11 protein-coding genes are annotated in these 16,232 nt (G+C 43.3%); 6 read left to right on the top strand and 5 right to left on the bottom strand.

What is annotated here, in order from left to right:
• The 6 genes from C1A47_RS04590 to epmA all read left to right on the top strand — a co-directional run bounded on the left by C1A47_RS04590 (position 1) and on the right by epmA (position 7,795).
• The gene (locus C1A47_RS04590) at positions 1-792 is read left to right on the top strand and encodes an aspartate dehydrogenase (protein WP_111892870.1); all 792 of its coding nucleotides are present in this window, start codon (positions 1-3) and stop codon (positions 790-792) included.
• Between the two features lie 13 nt (positions 793-805).
• Entirely contained in the window at positions 806-2,272 is a 1,467-nt protein-coding gene (locus C1A47_RS04585) for an aldehyde dehydrogenase (RefSeq protein ID WP_111892868.1), read from the top strand.
• 58 nt (positions 2,273-2,330) lie between these two features.
• Positions 2,331-3,971 carry a thiamine pyrophosphate-binding protein gene (locus C1A47_RS04580; RefSeq protein ID WP_111892866.1) on the top strand — a complete coding sequence of 547 codons (1,641 nt, stop codon included), beginning with the start codon at positions 2,331-2,333 and terminating at the stop codon, positions 3,969-3,971.
• A gap of 331 nt (positions 3,972-4,302) precedes the next feature.
• Positions 4,303-5,493, top strand: a complete 1,191-nt coding sequence (locus C1A47_RS04575; protein WP_111892864.1) for a hypothetical protein — start codon at positions 4,303-4,305, stop codon at positions 5,491-5,493.
• A gap of 263 nt (positions 5,494-5,756) precedes the next feature.
• The gene (locus C1A47_RS04570; RefSeq protein WP_111892862.1) at positions 5,757-6,824 is read left to right on the top strand and encodes a 4-phosphoerythronate dehydrogenase; all 1,068 of its coding nucleotides are present in this window, start codon (positions 5,757-5,759) and stop codon (positions 6,822-6,824) included.
• Positions 6,821-7,795, top strand: a complete 975-nt coding sequence (epmA, locus tag C1A47_RS04565; protein ID WP_111892860.1) for an EF-P lysine aminoacylase EpmA — start codon at positions 6,821-6,823, stop codon at positions 7,793-7,795. Before C1A47_RS04570 ends, epmA begins: the two co-directional genes overlap by 4 nt.
• An 18-nt stretch (positions 7,796-7,813) precedes the next feature.
• On the opposite strand, the gene C1A47_RS04560 is transcribed toward epmA, so the two are convergent.
• From C1A47_RS04560 to metF, 5 genes are all read right to left on the bottom strand, one after another.
• Positions 7,814-9,058 carry a multifunctional CCA addition/repair protein gene (locus C1A47_RS04560; RefSeq protein ID WP_111892858.1) on the bottom strand — a complete coding sequence of 415 codons (1,245 nt, stop codon included), beginning with the start codon at positions 9,056-9,058 and terminating at the stop codon, positions 7,814-7,816.
• An 80-nt stretch (positions 9,059-9,138) separates the two neighbouring features.
• Positions 9,139-11,412, bottom strand: a complete 2,274-nt coding sequence (locus tag C1A47_RS04555) for an NADP-dependent malic enzyme (protein WP_111892856.1) — start codon at positions 11,410-11,412, stop codon at positions 9,139-9,141.
• A gap of 146 nt (positions 11,413-11,558) precedes the next feature.
• A complete protein-coding gene (locus tag C1A47_RS04550) occupies positions 11,559-14,405 on the bottom strand; it encodes a GGDEF domain-containing phosphodiesterase (RefSeq protein WP_111892854.1) in 2,847 nt (948 codons plus the stop codon).
• 110 nt (positions 14,406-14,515) lie between these two features.
• Positions 14,516-15,235 (bottom strand): 16S rRNA (uracil(1498)-N(3))-methyltransferase, encoded by a 720-nt coding sequence (locus C1A47_RS04545; RefSeq protein WP_111892852.1) that lies wholly within the window; start codon positions 15,233-15,235, stop codon positions 14,516-14,518.
• A gap of 22 nt (positions 15,236-15,257) precedes the next feature.
• On the bottom strand, positions 15,258-16,094 hold the full coding sequence (gene metF / locus C1A47_RS04540) for a methylenetetrahydrofolate reductase [NAD(P)H] (RefSeq protein WP_111892850.1): 837 nt from the start codon (positions 16,092-16,094) through the stop codon (positions 15,258-15,260).
• Between the last annotated feature and the right edge of the window lie 138 nt (positions 16,095-16,232).

The raw sequence follows: 16,232 nt of genomic DNA, 5'->3' as shown, positions 1-16,232 counted from the left end.
ATGAAGCAACTCATGATGATTGGATTTGGCGCAATGGCGTCAGAAGTCTATACCCATTTGCCGCATGACCTCGAATTGAAATGGGTTGTGGTGCCTGAGTCGAGCATTGCCGATGTGCAAGCAAAATTATCAGACAGCGTGCATGTGATTTCAGATGTGAATCAATGTGTTGGCACGCCAGATTATGTGATTGAAGTCGCGGGTCAGGCTGCGGTGAAAGAACACGCCAAAAAGGTATTAGAAAAAGGCTGGACGATTGGTCTGATCTCCGTTGGGACTTTGGCAGACAGCGAGTTTCTTGCAGAGCTGAAAGAAACCGCTCAGCAACATGAAGCGCACTTGCATTTATTGGCAGGCGCCATTGCGGGGATTGATGGCATTGCCGCAGCGAAAGAAGGTGGTCTCGACAAGGTGGTTTATAAGGGTTGTAAAAGCCCGAATAGCTGGCGTGGGAGTTATGCCGAGCAGTTGGTCAATCTGGATGAAGTGACTGAAGCTACGGTGTTCTATCGTGGAACTGCACGCGAAGCTGCGTTGAAATTTCCAGCCAATGCCAATGTCGCAGCGACCATTGCTCTTGCAGGCATGGGCATGGATGAGACCACGGTTGAGCTTACGGTTGATCCAAGTATCAGCAAAAACAAACATACCATCGTCGCAGAAGGTCGTTTTGGACAAATGACCATTGAACTGATGGGCGTGCCGCTCGCTTCAAACCCAAAGACTTCAACATTAGCGGCACTGAGCGTGATTCGCGCATGCCGTAATAGTGTTGGAACGATTCAGATTTAAGAAGGATAAAGTCATGGTGAAGGAACTTTATATTGCAGGTGAATGGCGTTTGGGTCGAGGCAATGTCATCCAAAGCACATTTCCTGCAGACAATTCGGTGAATGCTGAAATTTCAACAGCAAGCGCGGAAGATATTGAAGAAGCGATTCAAAAAGCAGATCAGGCTTGGCGTGAACCAACATGGCGTAACAGCTTGCCGCATGAGCGTGCCAAAATTTTATATAAAGTCGCTGACATTATTGAAGCGCGTGTTGATGAACTGTCGCAGTTACAAACTCGTGATAATGGCAAGCCATTAGCGGAAACGCGTGGCTTGGTCATGAGTGCCGCAGCAACAGCGCGTTATGTGGCTGCTGCTTGTGAAACCATGAATGATGAACTGACCTCACAACGTGCACCCGACTTCATGAGCATGAGTGTGCATGAGCCTGTAGGTGTGGTCGCGGCGATTACCCCGTGGAATTCACCGATTGCCAGCGAAGTGCAAAAACTGGCGCCTGCGTTGGCAGGTGGTAATGCTGTAATTTTAAAACCTGCCGAAGCAACCTCCTTGATTGCGCTCGAATTGGCGAAAATCTTTGAAGAAGCAGGTTTACCGAAAGGCTTACTCAGTGTGCTGGTGGGTAAAGGTTCTGTGGTGGGCGATGCCATCGTCAAGCATCCATTGGTGCGTAAGATTTCCTTTACTGGCGGTACAACTACGGGTCGTCATTTGGCACACATCGCGGCAGATAAGCTGATCACCACGTCACTCGAACTGGGCGGTAAATCTCCAACGATTGTACTTCCTGATGCGGATGTCGAATTGGCTGTGAAAGGTGTGGCATACGGAATTTTCAGTTCTGCAGGTCAAGCTTGTATTGCAGGGTCACGTCTGTTTATTCATAGCAGCCTGTATGACCAGTTTTTAGCACGTCTTGTCGAAGTCACTGAGAAGCTTCGTGTTGGGCATCCTGAACAAGCAAATGTACACATGGGTTCACTCATTAACCATGCTCATCTTGAGTCGGTTGATCGTTATGTGCAACTGGCTAAACAGGAAGGTGGGCAAGTTCTGACAGGTGGCCAAGCACTGACTGAAGGCGAATTTGCCAAAGGAAGTTTCTATTTGCCAACCATTATTACGGGCTTAAATAACAACGCTCAAGTGTGCCAAGAAGAAATCTTTGGGCCTGTTTTAGTGGTCATGAAATATGACAACGAAGCAGATTTACTGCAACAAGCCAACGACAGTTGCTTTGGTTTGGCCGCAGGCATTTGGACCGAAAGTTATCGTAAGGCATGGCGTATGGCGCGTGCTTTAGAAGTCGGGACGGTGTGGGTCAACACCTACAAGAAATTCTCAATTTCAGCACCATTTGGTGGCTTTAAAGACAGTGGAATTGGTCGTGAAAAAGGGCGTCAGGGCATTTTGTCGTATATGCAACAAAAAAGCATTTATATCGGGCTGAATGAGACACCTAACCCTTGGTCTGACTAACAGCAAGTCAGCACAAATTTAAACGGATTGTAAAACAGATTTTTAGAGGAATATTTTCATGACTGAACGTGTCAATGTAGGTGAAGCAATAGCACGCGTGTTGGAACAGCACGATGTAAACAGCATTTATGGCGTCATTTCAATTCATAACTTACCCATTGCCGATGCCGTTGGTCGCCGTGAAAAAATCCGCTTTGTTGCGGCACGCGGTGAAGCAGGTGCAGTCACAATGGCTGATGCGCATGCACGCTTCAAAGGCTTAGGCGTTGCCTTAACCAGTACCGGTGCAGGGGCGGGTAATGCGGTGGGTTCATTGATTGAAGCCATGAATGCAGGTAGCCCAGTTTTACACTTAACCGGTCAGGTTGAGCGTGAATATCTGGATCGTGATGCCAGCTTTATTCATGAAACCAAAGACCAGCTCACCTTCCTGCGTGCTTCAAGCAAAGCAGCCTTTCGGATTACCAGTCCAGACAATGCCGTGGGTGTGATTCGTGAAGCGATTCGTGTTGCGACCACGGTACCGATGGGACCGGTGAGCGTTGAACTTCCAATTGATGTTCAGGCGGCAGAAATTGATTTGCCACTTGATTTAGGTCCAGTCAAAGCACTTCAACTTCCGCAAGCCAATGACGCTGAAATTGAATTGATTCGCCAGCAAATTCAACAAGCCAAACGTCCAGTGTTCTGGGTGGGTGGTGGTGCTTTGCATGCGGTAGATGAAGTCAAAGCCATTGCAGATTTAGGTATTCCTGTGGTGTCTTCAACGCATGGTCGCGGTATTTTGGCGGATGCACATCCACGTAGCTTAGGCGCATTTCATAACTCGGCAGGCGTAGAGCAACTCATTAAAGAGTCAGATTTACTGGTGGTGGTCGGTTCTCGTTTACGCAGTAATGAAACCAAAACTTATTCGGTTGAGTTCCCTGAAAATATTCTTCAGATTGATGCCAACCCAGTGGCTCAACAACGTAACTACAAAATTCGTCACTTTGTTTGTGCTGACACCAAAGATACTCTGGCGCGTGTGCTGACACAGCTTAACGGTACATCAAAGGTCGATGCCAGTTATGACCAAGCGATTGTGGCAGCCAAAGATGCCGCTGTTGCAGCCCTACGCAAACAAATGGATCAATACGCTTTAATCTGTGATCACTTGCGTGCAGCACTGCCTGAAGATGGCATTTTTGTCCGTGACATTACTATGTCGGGTAGCACATGGGGTAGCCGTTTATTCCCATTACAAGCACCTAACCGCAATATTCACTCGCTTGCAGGTGCAATTGGCTTAGGACTAGCGCATGCGATTGGTTCGAGTGTTGCCAACCCAGACAAGAAAGTGGTGGGGCTGGTGGGTGATGGTGGTCTTATGCTCGGTATCGGTGAGATTGCAACCATGGTGCAGGAAAACACGGACATGGTACTGATGATTATGAATGATGGTGGTTATGGCGTCATGCGCGGTATCCAAAATAACTACTTCAATGGTCGTCAGTATTACAACGAATTGCACACGCCAGATTACAAACTTTTGGGTGAGTCGATGGGTGTAAAAAGCTGGAAAGTGGGCAGTGCCGATGAGTTTAAGACTGCAATTCAAGATGCCGTTGCGCTAAATGGTCCTGCGATTATCGAACTCGATATGCACGCGATTGGGCCACTCAATTTTGCGGGTCCACCACAAAAGAAACTGTACTGATTCAATAGACTTCTTTTATCAATCCCTTTTATTTCTCCCTGTGGGAGAAAAATAAAGAGGGTGTAGGTAATTATGAAAGAAGTCTAACGTACACAAATAGCGAGATCGCTCTGATTTAGCTTAAACAACATCCTCAGTATTTTTCGTGATACGTGCTTCGGCACGTAGGGCGGAGCACATGCAAAAACATGTGATGAGCAAAAGGAGATTTGCTCAGGTTAAGGCGAACACAAAATTTTTTTAGGCAAGAAACGAAATAAACAATGTTTTTTATACAAAACAAAGCCTGTTAATCAAGTTTGTGGCGAGCAGGCGAAGGAGAGTGTCAGAAATGAGAAGTATATCTTTAATTGGGGTTGCAGTATCGATGTTAACTGCTGCAACAGGAGTTTTGGCTGAGTCTCCACTTGAATGGACGAATGCTGACGGAACAGAATCATTTCAAGTTGGGGGAGTCATCCGTTTTAATCAACGCTATGAAAGTTGGCCAACCAGTACCAACCGTGGTTTTGGTAAGCTGAACTTTGATATTTTTCGTCTTGATTTGAAAGGGAAATATCACGATTTCTATACAGACTCGAGCTTGCTCTTGCAAAATGACCAATATACGTCCATTGAAAAAGCCTATGTGGGTTATAACATCAATGCCAAAAATAGCGTTGATGTAGGTTTGGTGTATAAACCTTTTGCAATCTATCCTTACCCGCAAAATGGCTGGACTTATCACATTCCGTTTTTCTTGGGATATGGTGACAACATTGCCCCTGGGGTGAACTGGAATTACAACGACAAAGATTGGGATATTAAACTGGGTTACTATCCGCGTATGCTGGATACTAATCTGCGCTACGCACCTGAAAGTGCCAAGTATAGTGATTTGACAGAAAATGCATTTCCTTCACAAAGCAAATATCAGAATGAAAAGCAAAACCAGTTTAATGCCCGTATTGTGAAGAAATTCGATACCTCTGTCGGCAAGCAGGAATTTGGAGTGTCGGGTGCTGTATCTCAATTGCATAACTCGATTACGGGGAAAAACGGAAGTTATTACGCAGCCGCTGCTCATGCCAACACCAATATTAACCGTTGGAACATACAGGGTTCGGTGATCCACTATAAGTATGATGCCAAAAACCCAGACGGTGTTAGTAATGATGTTACGTTGATGGGAACCAACGGTATTACGCCTGCCTATTTCATTGCTTCTGAAGGGACAGTGTCGAGCCTGAATGTCGCGTACACCTTGCCACTGAAAAATATGGGCAAGTTAAAAGCGATCAAATTCTACGATGACTTTAGTTATTTTGATAAAAAACGTAGCGATTGGGCTGCCTCTCAAATGAACACCACAGGCATGATGTTTATTGCATCACCATTCTTGGTTTGGGTGGACTATACATGGGGTAAAAATGCCAATATTCTGGGGGGATCTTCGAATAGCACAGGCTTTACTTCAGCGACTTCGGTCAACAGTAATAAATGGTTGTATCGCGTCAATTTAAATATCGGATTTAAGTTCTAAGTCAGGATTTGACCACAAAATCAATGTCTTGGTTTTGTGGTCATTCTTTAAATAATGATTGTGAAATCTCGGATTCAGTTTTATTTACAAGATATTTGTTAGATCAGATTTTCGCTGGCATATTTTTCTATGCCTGACATTTCTGATTATAAAAATAACAATAAAAACAGTTCGTATCGGCAAACCAAATTTTCATGGATGAACATAGCCTAACGCTGATAGGAGCGTTATCATGAAGCCATCTAAAATTGTGGTGATCATGCATGAACATTGTTGCAGATGAAAATCTGGCATTTACAGACTATTTTTTTGCCGATTTGGCAGACATTCAACATCATGCAGGGCGAACCCTGACACAGCAAAACCTGACTCAGACGCAAGCATTACTGGTGCGTTCTGTAACCCAAGTCAATGCAGCATTACTTGATGGCACTCCTGTCGAATTTGTTGCCAGTGCCACCATCGGCACAGACCACCTCGACATTGCTTATCTGGAACAGCATGGTATTACTTGGGCAAATGCTGCAGGCTGCAATGCGCAAGCAGTGGCTGAATATGTGATTACAGCACTGTTAAAACTCAAACCAGAACTAATTGATGCAAACGATGATTTTTGTTTGGGAATAGTCGGATTGGGCAATGTTGGGACACGTTTAGCAGCCATGGCGAAATTGTTGGGCTGGAAAGTGTTGGGTTGTGATCCACTGGTGCAACGTGATCAGGTTGAACAAGTTGATTTAGAGACTTTATTGCAACAGGCCAATGCAGTTTCTTTGCATGTACCGATGGTCAAAATAGGGCAACATCCAACTTATCATTTGATTAATGCTGAGCGTTTGGCACAGCTTGCCCCTGAGACTATTCTCATTAATAGCTCGCGTGGTGCAGTGATTGCCGAGCAAGACCTTATGGCGGATATTCGCCAAACGCAGCGCCAAGTCGTGCTAGATGTCTTTGAACATGAACCGATGATTTCTCAGGAATTGCTAGATTTAGTCACTTTGGTCACCCCTCATATTGCGGGTTACAGCCTTGAAGGTAAGGCACGTGGTACACAAATGATCTACGAAGCATTCTGCAAAAAATACCAGTTAGAGATTAATAAAGACTTTCGTACTCAGTTGCCTGCTTGCGAGCCATTTTTCCAAGGACAAGATTTAAAACAAGCTTTGGTGAAACATTTATCAGAAATCTATGATATTCAGCAGGATGATGCCAATTTACGTGCTTGTGTGGTTGATGGCTGGGTACATCAACCAGCTTTTGATGCCTTACGCAAAAATTATCCGCTGCGCCGTGAATGGGCTGCACATGGAGGGCCGCAGGCATGAGCCAGACCTTCCAACCAACCTGTGATCTTGAAGCTTTAAAAGCACGTGCCAAAATGTATCAACGCATCCGTCAGTTTTTTGCCGAGCGCGATGCGATGGAAGTGGAAACACCCATCTTGTCTCAGGCAGGTGTGACCGATGTGCATTTGGCTTCTGTGCCTGCACTGCGTCATGTTCAAGGTCAGCAGCACACCAATTATTTGCAGACTTCACCTGAATTTGCCATGAAGCGTTTACTGGCGAGTGGCAGTGGTGCGATTTTCCAGATCTGTAAAGTCTTTCGCGATGACGAACATGGGCGCAAGCACAACAGTGAATTCACTATGTTGGAATGGTATCGCCCTGCATTTAGCCTGACTGATTTAATGCATGAAACGGCAGCTTTGTTGAATGTGTGTTTAGCAGACCGTTTTGATGAATTGCGCCCGATGGTACTGAGCTATAAGCATGCCTTTCAGGATCGTTTGGACATTAATCCATTACAAGCGACCTTGGAACAACTCAAAGAAACTGCGTGCCGTGTTGGGTTAAATCTGGACTTGGGCGATGACCGATTGGCGTATATGGACTTGCTATTTTCGCACATGGTCGAACCAAGTTTGGGCTTCGATACACCTGTTTTTTTAACTGATTTTCCACCTGAAATGGCTTCACTGGCAAAAGTTAAAATCGATGAAGATGGAGAACAGGTTGCAGCTCGCTTCGAGGTGTATATTGAAGGTTTGGAACTGGCGAATGCCTATGATGAACTGGTCGATGCTGATGTTTTACGTCAGCGCTTTACGGCAGACAATGCTGAACGTGCAGCGCAGGGCTTAACTGTCATGCCGATTGATGAACACTTGTTGGCAGCCTTGCCACATATGCCTGAATGTTCGGGGATTGCTTTGGGAATCGACCGCTTATTGATGGTTGCTCAGAACAAATTGAAGCTTGAACAGGTAATTACATTCCCAGCGGATATTGCTTAAGTCAGAAGACAACAGCCATCAAAATGATGGCTGTTGTTGCATTAAATATTCATGTTTTAATTGTGCCAACGCATCAATTCGGCGTTGAATCAGCATTTCACCGATATCTGCACCCGTGATGTGGGCAGGCAAATCTTGCGCTTTAATCTCACGCACACATTCGATTGCGGCATATAAGTAATCCGCTTGCGGGTAGGGACGTAGCTCTAGGCCCAATCGGCCACGAGCGTCACATTCACAGGCCTGGATAAAAGCCACCACACGTTCGGGGCGACGCAAAACATCGAGTCGTTGCAACAAACGCCAGAGTGTCCCTGCTTTTAAGGTAAATGCCTGATGGCATTTCAAGTGTTCTTTACACACCACAATCGCCAACTGTTTGATATTGGCAGGCACTCTGAGTCGGTCACATAACTCAGTCACAGGCTCAACGCCGCGTTGTTCATGCAAAATATGGCGTGGCAAAACATCTTCTGGTGTCAGGGCTTTACCCAAATCATGCACTAGAACTGCAAAGCGGACATCTAGGCTCAGGTTAGCAAGACAAGCCTGTTGCAGTGACATAAGCGTATGTATGCCGCAGTCAATTTCAGGATGATATTCAGCACGTTGTGGCACACCGAACAAGGCATCAATTTCTGGAAACAGTATTTTTAATGCACCACAATCTCGCAAAACTTGGAAATAGACATCGGCATGTTTTTCCATCAGTGCACGCGAGGTTTCTTTCCAAACCCGTTCAGGCGTTAGGCAGCATAATTCACCCGACTGTGCCAAATGTGTCATCAGCGCCAATGTTTCATCGGCAATTTTAAAGTCATATTCTGCATAACGTGCTGCAAAACGGGCGACACGAAGCACACGCAAAGGATCTTCAGTAAAAGCATCTGACACATGACGCAAGACTTTATTTTCAAGGTCTTGCTGACCACCATAAGGGTCGTACAAATTACCTTCGGTATCTCGGGCGATGGCATTGATGGTCAGATCGCGCCGAATGAGATCTTGTTCTAAATTAATGTCTGGTGATGTGAAGAATTCGAAACCATGATAGCCATGTCCTTGCTTGCGTTCTGTACGTGCAAGTGCATATTCATCTTTGGTTTCAGGGTGTAGAAAAACGGGAAAATCTTTACCAACAGGTTGAAAACCTTGTGCAATAAGCTGTTCTGGTGTTGCACCCACCACTACATAATCTTTCTCGTGATAGGGGTGTCCAAGTAACTGATCTCGGACAGCACCGCCTACTAAATAAATCTGCATGAAAAAACCTCTATTCTTATCACAATCATGCAACAGAATAGAGGTTTGTACAAGTCTAAGCTGTGGGCTTAAAACCGAGCTTAAGCTTGTTGATCTTGCTGAATTTCAGCCACAGTTAACGCAGTCATATTCACCAAACGACGGCTAGTTGTCGTTGGAGTCAAGATATGAACTGGTTTAGCTGCACCAAGCAAGATTGGACCAATCGTTACATTGTTCCCTGAAGTTGATTTCAACAGGTTGAATGAAATGTTGGCTGCATCAAGGTTAGGCATAATTAACAAGTTTGCAGAACCTTTGAAATTTGAGTTCGGGAATGCAAACTGACGAATACTTTCATCAAGTGCTGCATCACCATGCATCTCACCTTCAACAGCAAGGTCTGGCGCTTGTTCAGTCAACAGACGATACACTTCACGCATTTTTTGCGCGCTAGGATCTTCTTGGTTACTGCCAAAGCTTGAGTGTGAAAGTAAAGCGACACGTGGCTCAATACCAAAACGACGAACTTCAGCAGCAGCCAAAATGGTCATTTCTGCCAATTGTTCAGCAGTTGGGTTGGTGTTGACGTAAGTGTCAGCAATAAACAGGTTACGATCTTCAAGCATCAATGCATTCAAGGTAAAGAAGTTGTTCATACCTTCTTTAAGACCGATCACGTTGCGCACGAAATCTAAGTGAATGTCGTAGCTACTGTATGTACCACAAAGCATACCGTCTGCTTGACCAAACTTCACCAACATAGATGCGATGAGTGTTGAACGACGACGTGCTTCACGCTGAGCATACTCAATCGTAATACCTTTACGTTGCATTGAGTTGTAGTAGTCTTTCCAGAACTCTTCATACAATGGGTTTTGTTCTTGGTCAACGATTTCGATATTTTCACCGTTTTCCAGACGTAAGCCCAACTGTTTGATGTTCGCCTCGATGACTTTGGTACGGCCGACCAAGATCGGGAATGCCAAACCTTCATCAACCACAACCTGAACTGCACGCAATACGCGAAGATCTTCACCTTCAGCATACGCAATACGTTTTGGTGCACTTTTCGCTTGTGCAAAAATTGGTTTCATTACAAACGCTGAGTTATAAACAAACTCAGACAAGTGCTGACGGTAAACTGCAAAGTCTTCGATTGGACGAGTTGCTACGCCAGAGTCCATTGCTGCTTGTGCAACGGCTGGAGCAATTTCCAAAATTAAACGTTGATCAAGTGGACGTGGGATCAGGTAGTCACGACCAAATGATGCAGATTTTTCGCCATAAGTTGCAGCATCTGCTTCAACGTGTGCCATACGTGCAATTGCATGTACGCAAGCAATTTTCATTTCTTCGTTAATTGTAGTTGCACCAACGTCTAGTGCACCACGGAAGATATATGGGAAACAAAGTGCGTTATTCACTTGGTTTGGATAGTCAGAGCGGCCTGTTGCCATAATGACATCTGGACGTGTCTCGTGAGCATGTTCAGGTAGAATTTCTGGATCTGGGTTGGCCAAAGCAAAAATAATCGGGTTTTCTGCCATTTTCTTCACCATCTCTTTGGTGAGAATACCTGCTGCAGAAAGACCAAGGAACATGTCTGCGCCTTCCATGACTTCATGTAATTGAGTCTGTGGAATGTCTTGAACGTAACGTTTTTTAGAGTCGTCCAGACCTTCACGAGATGTGGTGAGTAGACCACGAGAGTCGGCAACAGTGATATTTTCTTTGCGTGCGCCTAATGCACAAAGTAAATCTAGGCAAGAAAGCGCTGCTGCACCTGCACCTGAAGCAATAATCTTGATTTCTTCAATTTTTTTGCCTGTTAATTTCAGTGCATTCAGCAATGCTGAACCTACGATAATACTTGTACCGTGCTGATCGTCATGGAACACAGGAATGTTCATGCGTTCACGCAGTTTTTTCTCGATGTAGAAGCATTCTGGTGCCTTGATATCTTCAAGGTTGATCCCGCCGAAAGTCGGTTCAAGTGCTGCAACGATGTCGACGATTTTGTCTGGATCATTTTCTGCAATTTCAATGTCAAAGACATCTACACCAGCAAATTTCTTAAAGAGAACGCCTTTACCTTCCATGACAGGTTTTGAAGCGAGTGGGCCAATATTTCCTAAGCCAAGAACGGCAGTACCGTTACTGACTACGGCAACAAGGTTACCACGAGCTGTATATTTAGCTGCTGTTGATGGATCACGCGCGATTTCTAAACATGGTGCCGCAACACCAGGTGAGTAAGCGAGGGCTAAGTCGCGTTGGTTAACCAGTTGTTTGCTTGGCGTAACACTGATTTTACCTGGGCGTGGAAATTCATGATAATTTAAAGCTTGCTGTTTTAGTGTTTGGTCGTCCATTTGCATCTCATTTACAACAGTTAATCCAGTAACTTAACGGTCCTGGCACAAAAAAAATCTAATCGACTATATCACTTGTTTTTGTTTTCGCACAGTTGCAACTACCGAAAAATTTCTATGTTTGTGATGTTCACCATAAATTTTCGTTATGATGGGGTGGTTTTATGCTGAGAAGCCCGTAGATATTGGGTTGCATCGGCTTTATTGAGTGGTTTTGCATAGTAAAAACCTTGTGCAATGTCACATTGTTTGTCTTTTAAATAATCTAATTGCTCTTGAGTTTCGATTCCTTCAGCCACAATTTTGACATCCATGGCTTTACCCATCGCAATAATGGCATTGATGATGGCATTGTGGCGTTTCATATGCATACTTTGTACAAAGCTTTTATCAATTTTTAAGACATCAAAAGAAAACTCTGTCAGGTAAGCCATTGATGAATATCCAGTCCCAAAATCGTCTAAAGAGAGCTTAATATGGCGCTGTTTGAGTTGATGTAGGATATTGTGAATATGCTCGGTATTTTCAATTAATGAGGCTTCTGTAATCTCAAACTCAATATATTTTCCAGGCATACTGTAACGATGAAGTGCTGCATCAAGATGTTCAAGCAATTGACCACGATAGAGTTGCTGGGCATCAATATTAATAGATAGATGAATATCAGGCAGTCCTGATCCTTGATCTTGCCATTCACGTAATTGGGCAATGGCTGTAAACAGAACAAATTCACCAATATCAGAAATAAGACTGGTTTGTTGTGCTGCAGGTAAGAATTGTGTTGGGTGAAGCAGACCTTTTTCGGGATGATTCCAACGAATTAAGGTTTCAAAACCTGCAATCGAACCATCATGCAAATTGATTTGGGGTTGAAAATAGACTTCGAGTTCCTGATTTCTGAGAGCCTGACGCAACTCATTTTCTAAATTCACATCTTTTTCATAAAGATTGCCATGAGTTTTGGTGTAATACTGAATGGTATTGCCGCCTAAGCGTCGCGCATAATTCAACGCTTGCTGAGCACAATTATTGAGTTGTTCGAACTGTCGTGCATGCTCAGGGTAAATCGCAACCCCAATCGAAATAGTGAGAATCAACTCTTGATCAGCCACTTTAAATGCCTGATGAAAATACTGGTTAATTTGTTCACAGATTTTTTGAATACTTGGTTGAACATGGTTAAGTTCGTACACGATCACAAAATCTTCACGGTTCAGATAAGCTACCATCAAGGCATTTGGATTGCATAAACGTAAACGCTGTGCGACCAGTTTGAGTAGTTCCGAGGTGTTTTCATTGCCCAAAAATTCATAGAGTGCCGTAAAGCGATCAATCGAAAGGCGGATGATCGCAATCTGCTGAATTGTGGCGCTGTTAGTAATTAAAAATTGGTAAGTTTTATAGTTATAGTAAAAGCGGTTAGGTAAATTGGTGACAATGTCATAGTTTTCTAGATAAGAAACACGGCGTTCTTGTTCCTTGATTTTGGTCAGGTCTGAGAAAATACCGACATAGTTAACAATCCGTTGTTTCTCATCGCGAATTGCATTCAAACGCAACCTTAAACTTAATTCCTTGCCTGAAATAAATTTTTCTTCAAATTCACCATCAAATTTAGAATTTTTGAGGAGCTGTTCAGTAATAGAATAGTGAAAACTGCGTTGTCGTGGTCGATAATTATCTGTAATTTCAAATAACTGTTTACCTAGAACTTGGTCAACGGTTAAGTTGGATAAGGTGAAAAAGTAAGGATTTGCTTCAACATAACGCAGATGTTCATCTAACATCACGATTCCAGTTTCCACATGCGTCATGATATTGGCTGCTTGTTGAATGCGATCATGATCCTGTTTTTGGCGATCAATATTTTGGAAAATCCCGATCATGATCGCAGGTTCTGAAGTTTCAGGATTGTACTGAATGACTTTCCCTCGGTTAATCAGCCAGACCCATTTATCATGTTCATCTTTGACACGGTATTCACACTCAAAAATTTCAGTTTCGCGGTTGAAATGTTGATGAAGTTTTTCAATACAAAGCGGAATATCTTCAGGGTGTAAGGCTTGGGTAAGGTCTTCTTCGAGTGAAAGGTATTCTAGTTTTTTAATTTCGTGATTATTAATCTCAAATGTACCTTTGATCAGATTCCATTCCCATGTATGCACGGAAGCAATCGCATTGGCCATTTCAATAGTTTGTTTTTGTTTTTCTAAAATATGAGTTCGTTCATGAATGGTTTGCTCAAGGCTTTGAGAATATTCATGGAGCTGGTGTTCCATATTTTTTGAATGTTGCATTTCTTGGTTGAGTTCATTGCAAACATGTTGAGAATATTGAACTTGTTTCTCTGCATTTTGAATGAGTTGTTCATTACGTATAAAGAGTTTTGTGAGTTTTCGATGCATGCGATTGAGCGCAAATGCACTAAAACAAATGACCACCAAAATGAAATCGAAAGCAAAATAAAAGAGTTGGTTAAAAATATGCTGGTTAATGGGTTGTAACAGTAAAATTGGTGCAATCGCTGGAATGGATACCAGAAAAAAATAAGCTAAACGCTGAGTTAAGTAAATAAGACTAAAAATTAAGCAGCTTAGGGTTAGGCTTAAAGATAAATAGAGCGTGTCATAAAACAGGATGGAGTCGTAGTTACTTGGCAAGTAAATATGGAGTAAATAGACTCCTGTACCAAAGGAAAAACCTATACCTGTACAAATCAACTTATTACTTAAATCTATGATAGAAAGTCGTAGGTTTCTTTTTCTAACAAACTTATGCAAGAATAAAAAGCAGGGAATGAAGAATAGGCTGCTAGACAGCGCCCAGATACTGAGTGAAGCCGTTTCATCTGGGTATCTCAAATAAAAATTTAAAAAAATAAAATTACAGACAATAAATGCACTGATCAGCAAATAGCGTAAATAATATGCTGATTTTTTGATCTGATTTGACACAATGCCTTGAGAAAGAGCATCGTTTTGCATAAATGGCATTCGAAGTCCGTTTTCGGGTAGGCAGAAGCAAACAATAGTATTAACATAATATTGTTTAAGAAAAATGTATATGTCTGAATAGAATAGAAGTGTGACTATTTTTTCATTTATTACAAAATATAATTCAAAATAGATAAGGCAACCACAGGTGCAGTTTCTGTGCGTAAGACACGTTCACCAATACACCAGTTTTTAAAGCCTACAGCATTCGCTTGAGTAATTTCATCCAGACTTAAACCTCCTTCAGGGCCAATCAATAAAGCCAGATCAGGAGTAGCTTCTTTTTGGATATCAAAGGCTTCTGTGTCTGGTGCAAGAACCAGTTTAGTTGTTGGTAACGTATCTGTATTTTTGAACCATTCTTGTAATGAAATTGGTGCCAAAATTTGAGGCACAATATTTAAACCGCATTGTTCACACGCAGCAATCGCAACCCCTTGCCAGTGGTCAATTTTCTTTTGATCACGGTCATACTTGAGACGCATTTCACAGCGTTCACTGGTGAGTAATTGAATTTGATGTACGCCAAGCTCAGTGGCTTTTTGAATCGCGTAATCCATTCGGTCGCCTTTACTCATCACCTGACCCAATAAAACTTTGAAGTTCGGCGTGCGGTTGGCAGGTTCAAAAGAGATGACCTGAATATAGGCATTCTTTTTATTAATTTCGGTGAGTTCAACCAAATATTCGCCACCTTGTCCATTAAACAAGATGGCTTGTTCGTTTAACTTTGCACGTAAGACTCGAACCCAATGGTGGAACACCACCTCAGTTAACTCTAGAGATTGACCTACTGTTAAGGTCGCTTCGATAAAAAAACGGTTACTCATCGGGTTCGAAACCTGTTACAAATTAAGCGAGTCCAAGGTCAGTAACAAGCTGACGCGTTGGATTGGTGTTGTTCATGGTATAGAAATGCAAACTTGGTGCACCGCCAGCAATCAGGCGTTCACACAGTTTCACGACAACTTCATGGCCAAATGCCTGAATACTCTTGCTGTCATCTCCATAAGCTTGAAGCTGCTTGCGAATCCAGCGTGGAATTTCAGCACCTGTACCATCAGCAAAGCGAATCAGGTTGCTGGCGTTGGTAATTGGCATGATGCCTGGTGCAACAGGAATATGCACGCCCAACTTCGCAATACGTTCAACAAAGTAGAAATATGCATCTGGATTGAAGAAAAACTGAGTGATTGCAGCATTTGCGCCAGCATGCACTTTCTCTGCAAAGCGATGAAGATCTAAATCAAAGCTTTCAGCTTGTGGGTGCATTTCAGGGTAAGCAGCAACTTCAATTTTAAAATGGTCGCCTGAGTGTTCACGGATAAAGCGAACCAAGTCCTGTGCGTATGGCAATTCACCTAAGCCGACCTGACCCGATGGTAAGTCACCACGTAAAGCAACAATACGGTCAATCCCTTGAGATTTATATAAATCTAAGAGTTCAGCAATACGGGCTTTGTCATCACCAATGCACGATAAATGCGGTGCAACAGGTGTGCCTTTGCCATTGAAATCACGGATTGCGGCGAGAGTACGTTCGCGGGTTGAACCACCTGCACCGTAAGTAATGGAGAAAAATTCTGGATTGAGCGGTTGTAATTCTTGATGTACAACACGAAGTTTTTCTGCGCCAATGTCAGTTTTTGGAGGGAAAAACTCAAAGGAAATTGGTACACGTTTAGTCATTTCAAATCCTTTTCTATCATTTGCCCTCATCCTGACTTTCTACTTGAGTCAATGCAGATTCAGTTAAACCATCGGCAGGACTCAAGAGAAAGCTCCTCTCTTGAGTAGACTTTAAAGCGCAGCTTTAAAGTTCAGCAC

Source organism: Acinetobacter sp. MB5 (assembly GCF_003261585.1).
Classification (GTDB): Bacteria; Pseudomonadota; Gammaproteobacteria; order Pseudomonadales; family Moraxellaceae; genus Acinetobacter.
Note: the sequence above shows the minus strand (reverse complement) of the source record. Positions and strands in the feature narration are given on the sequence as shown.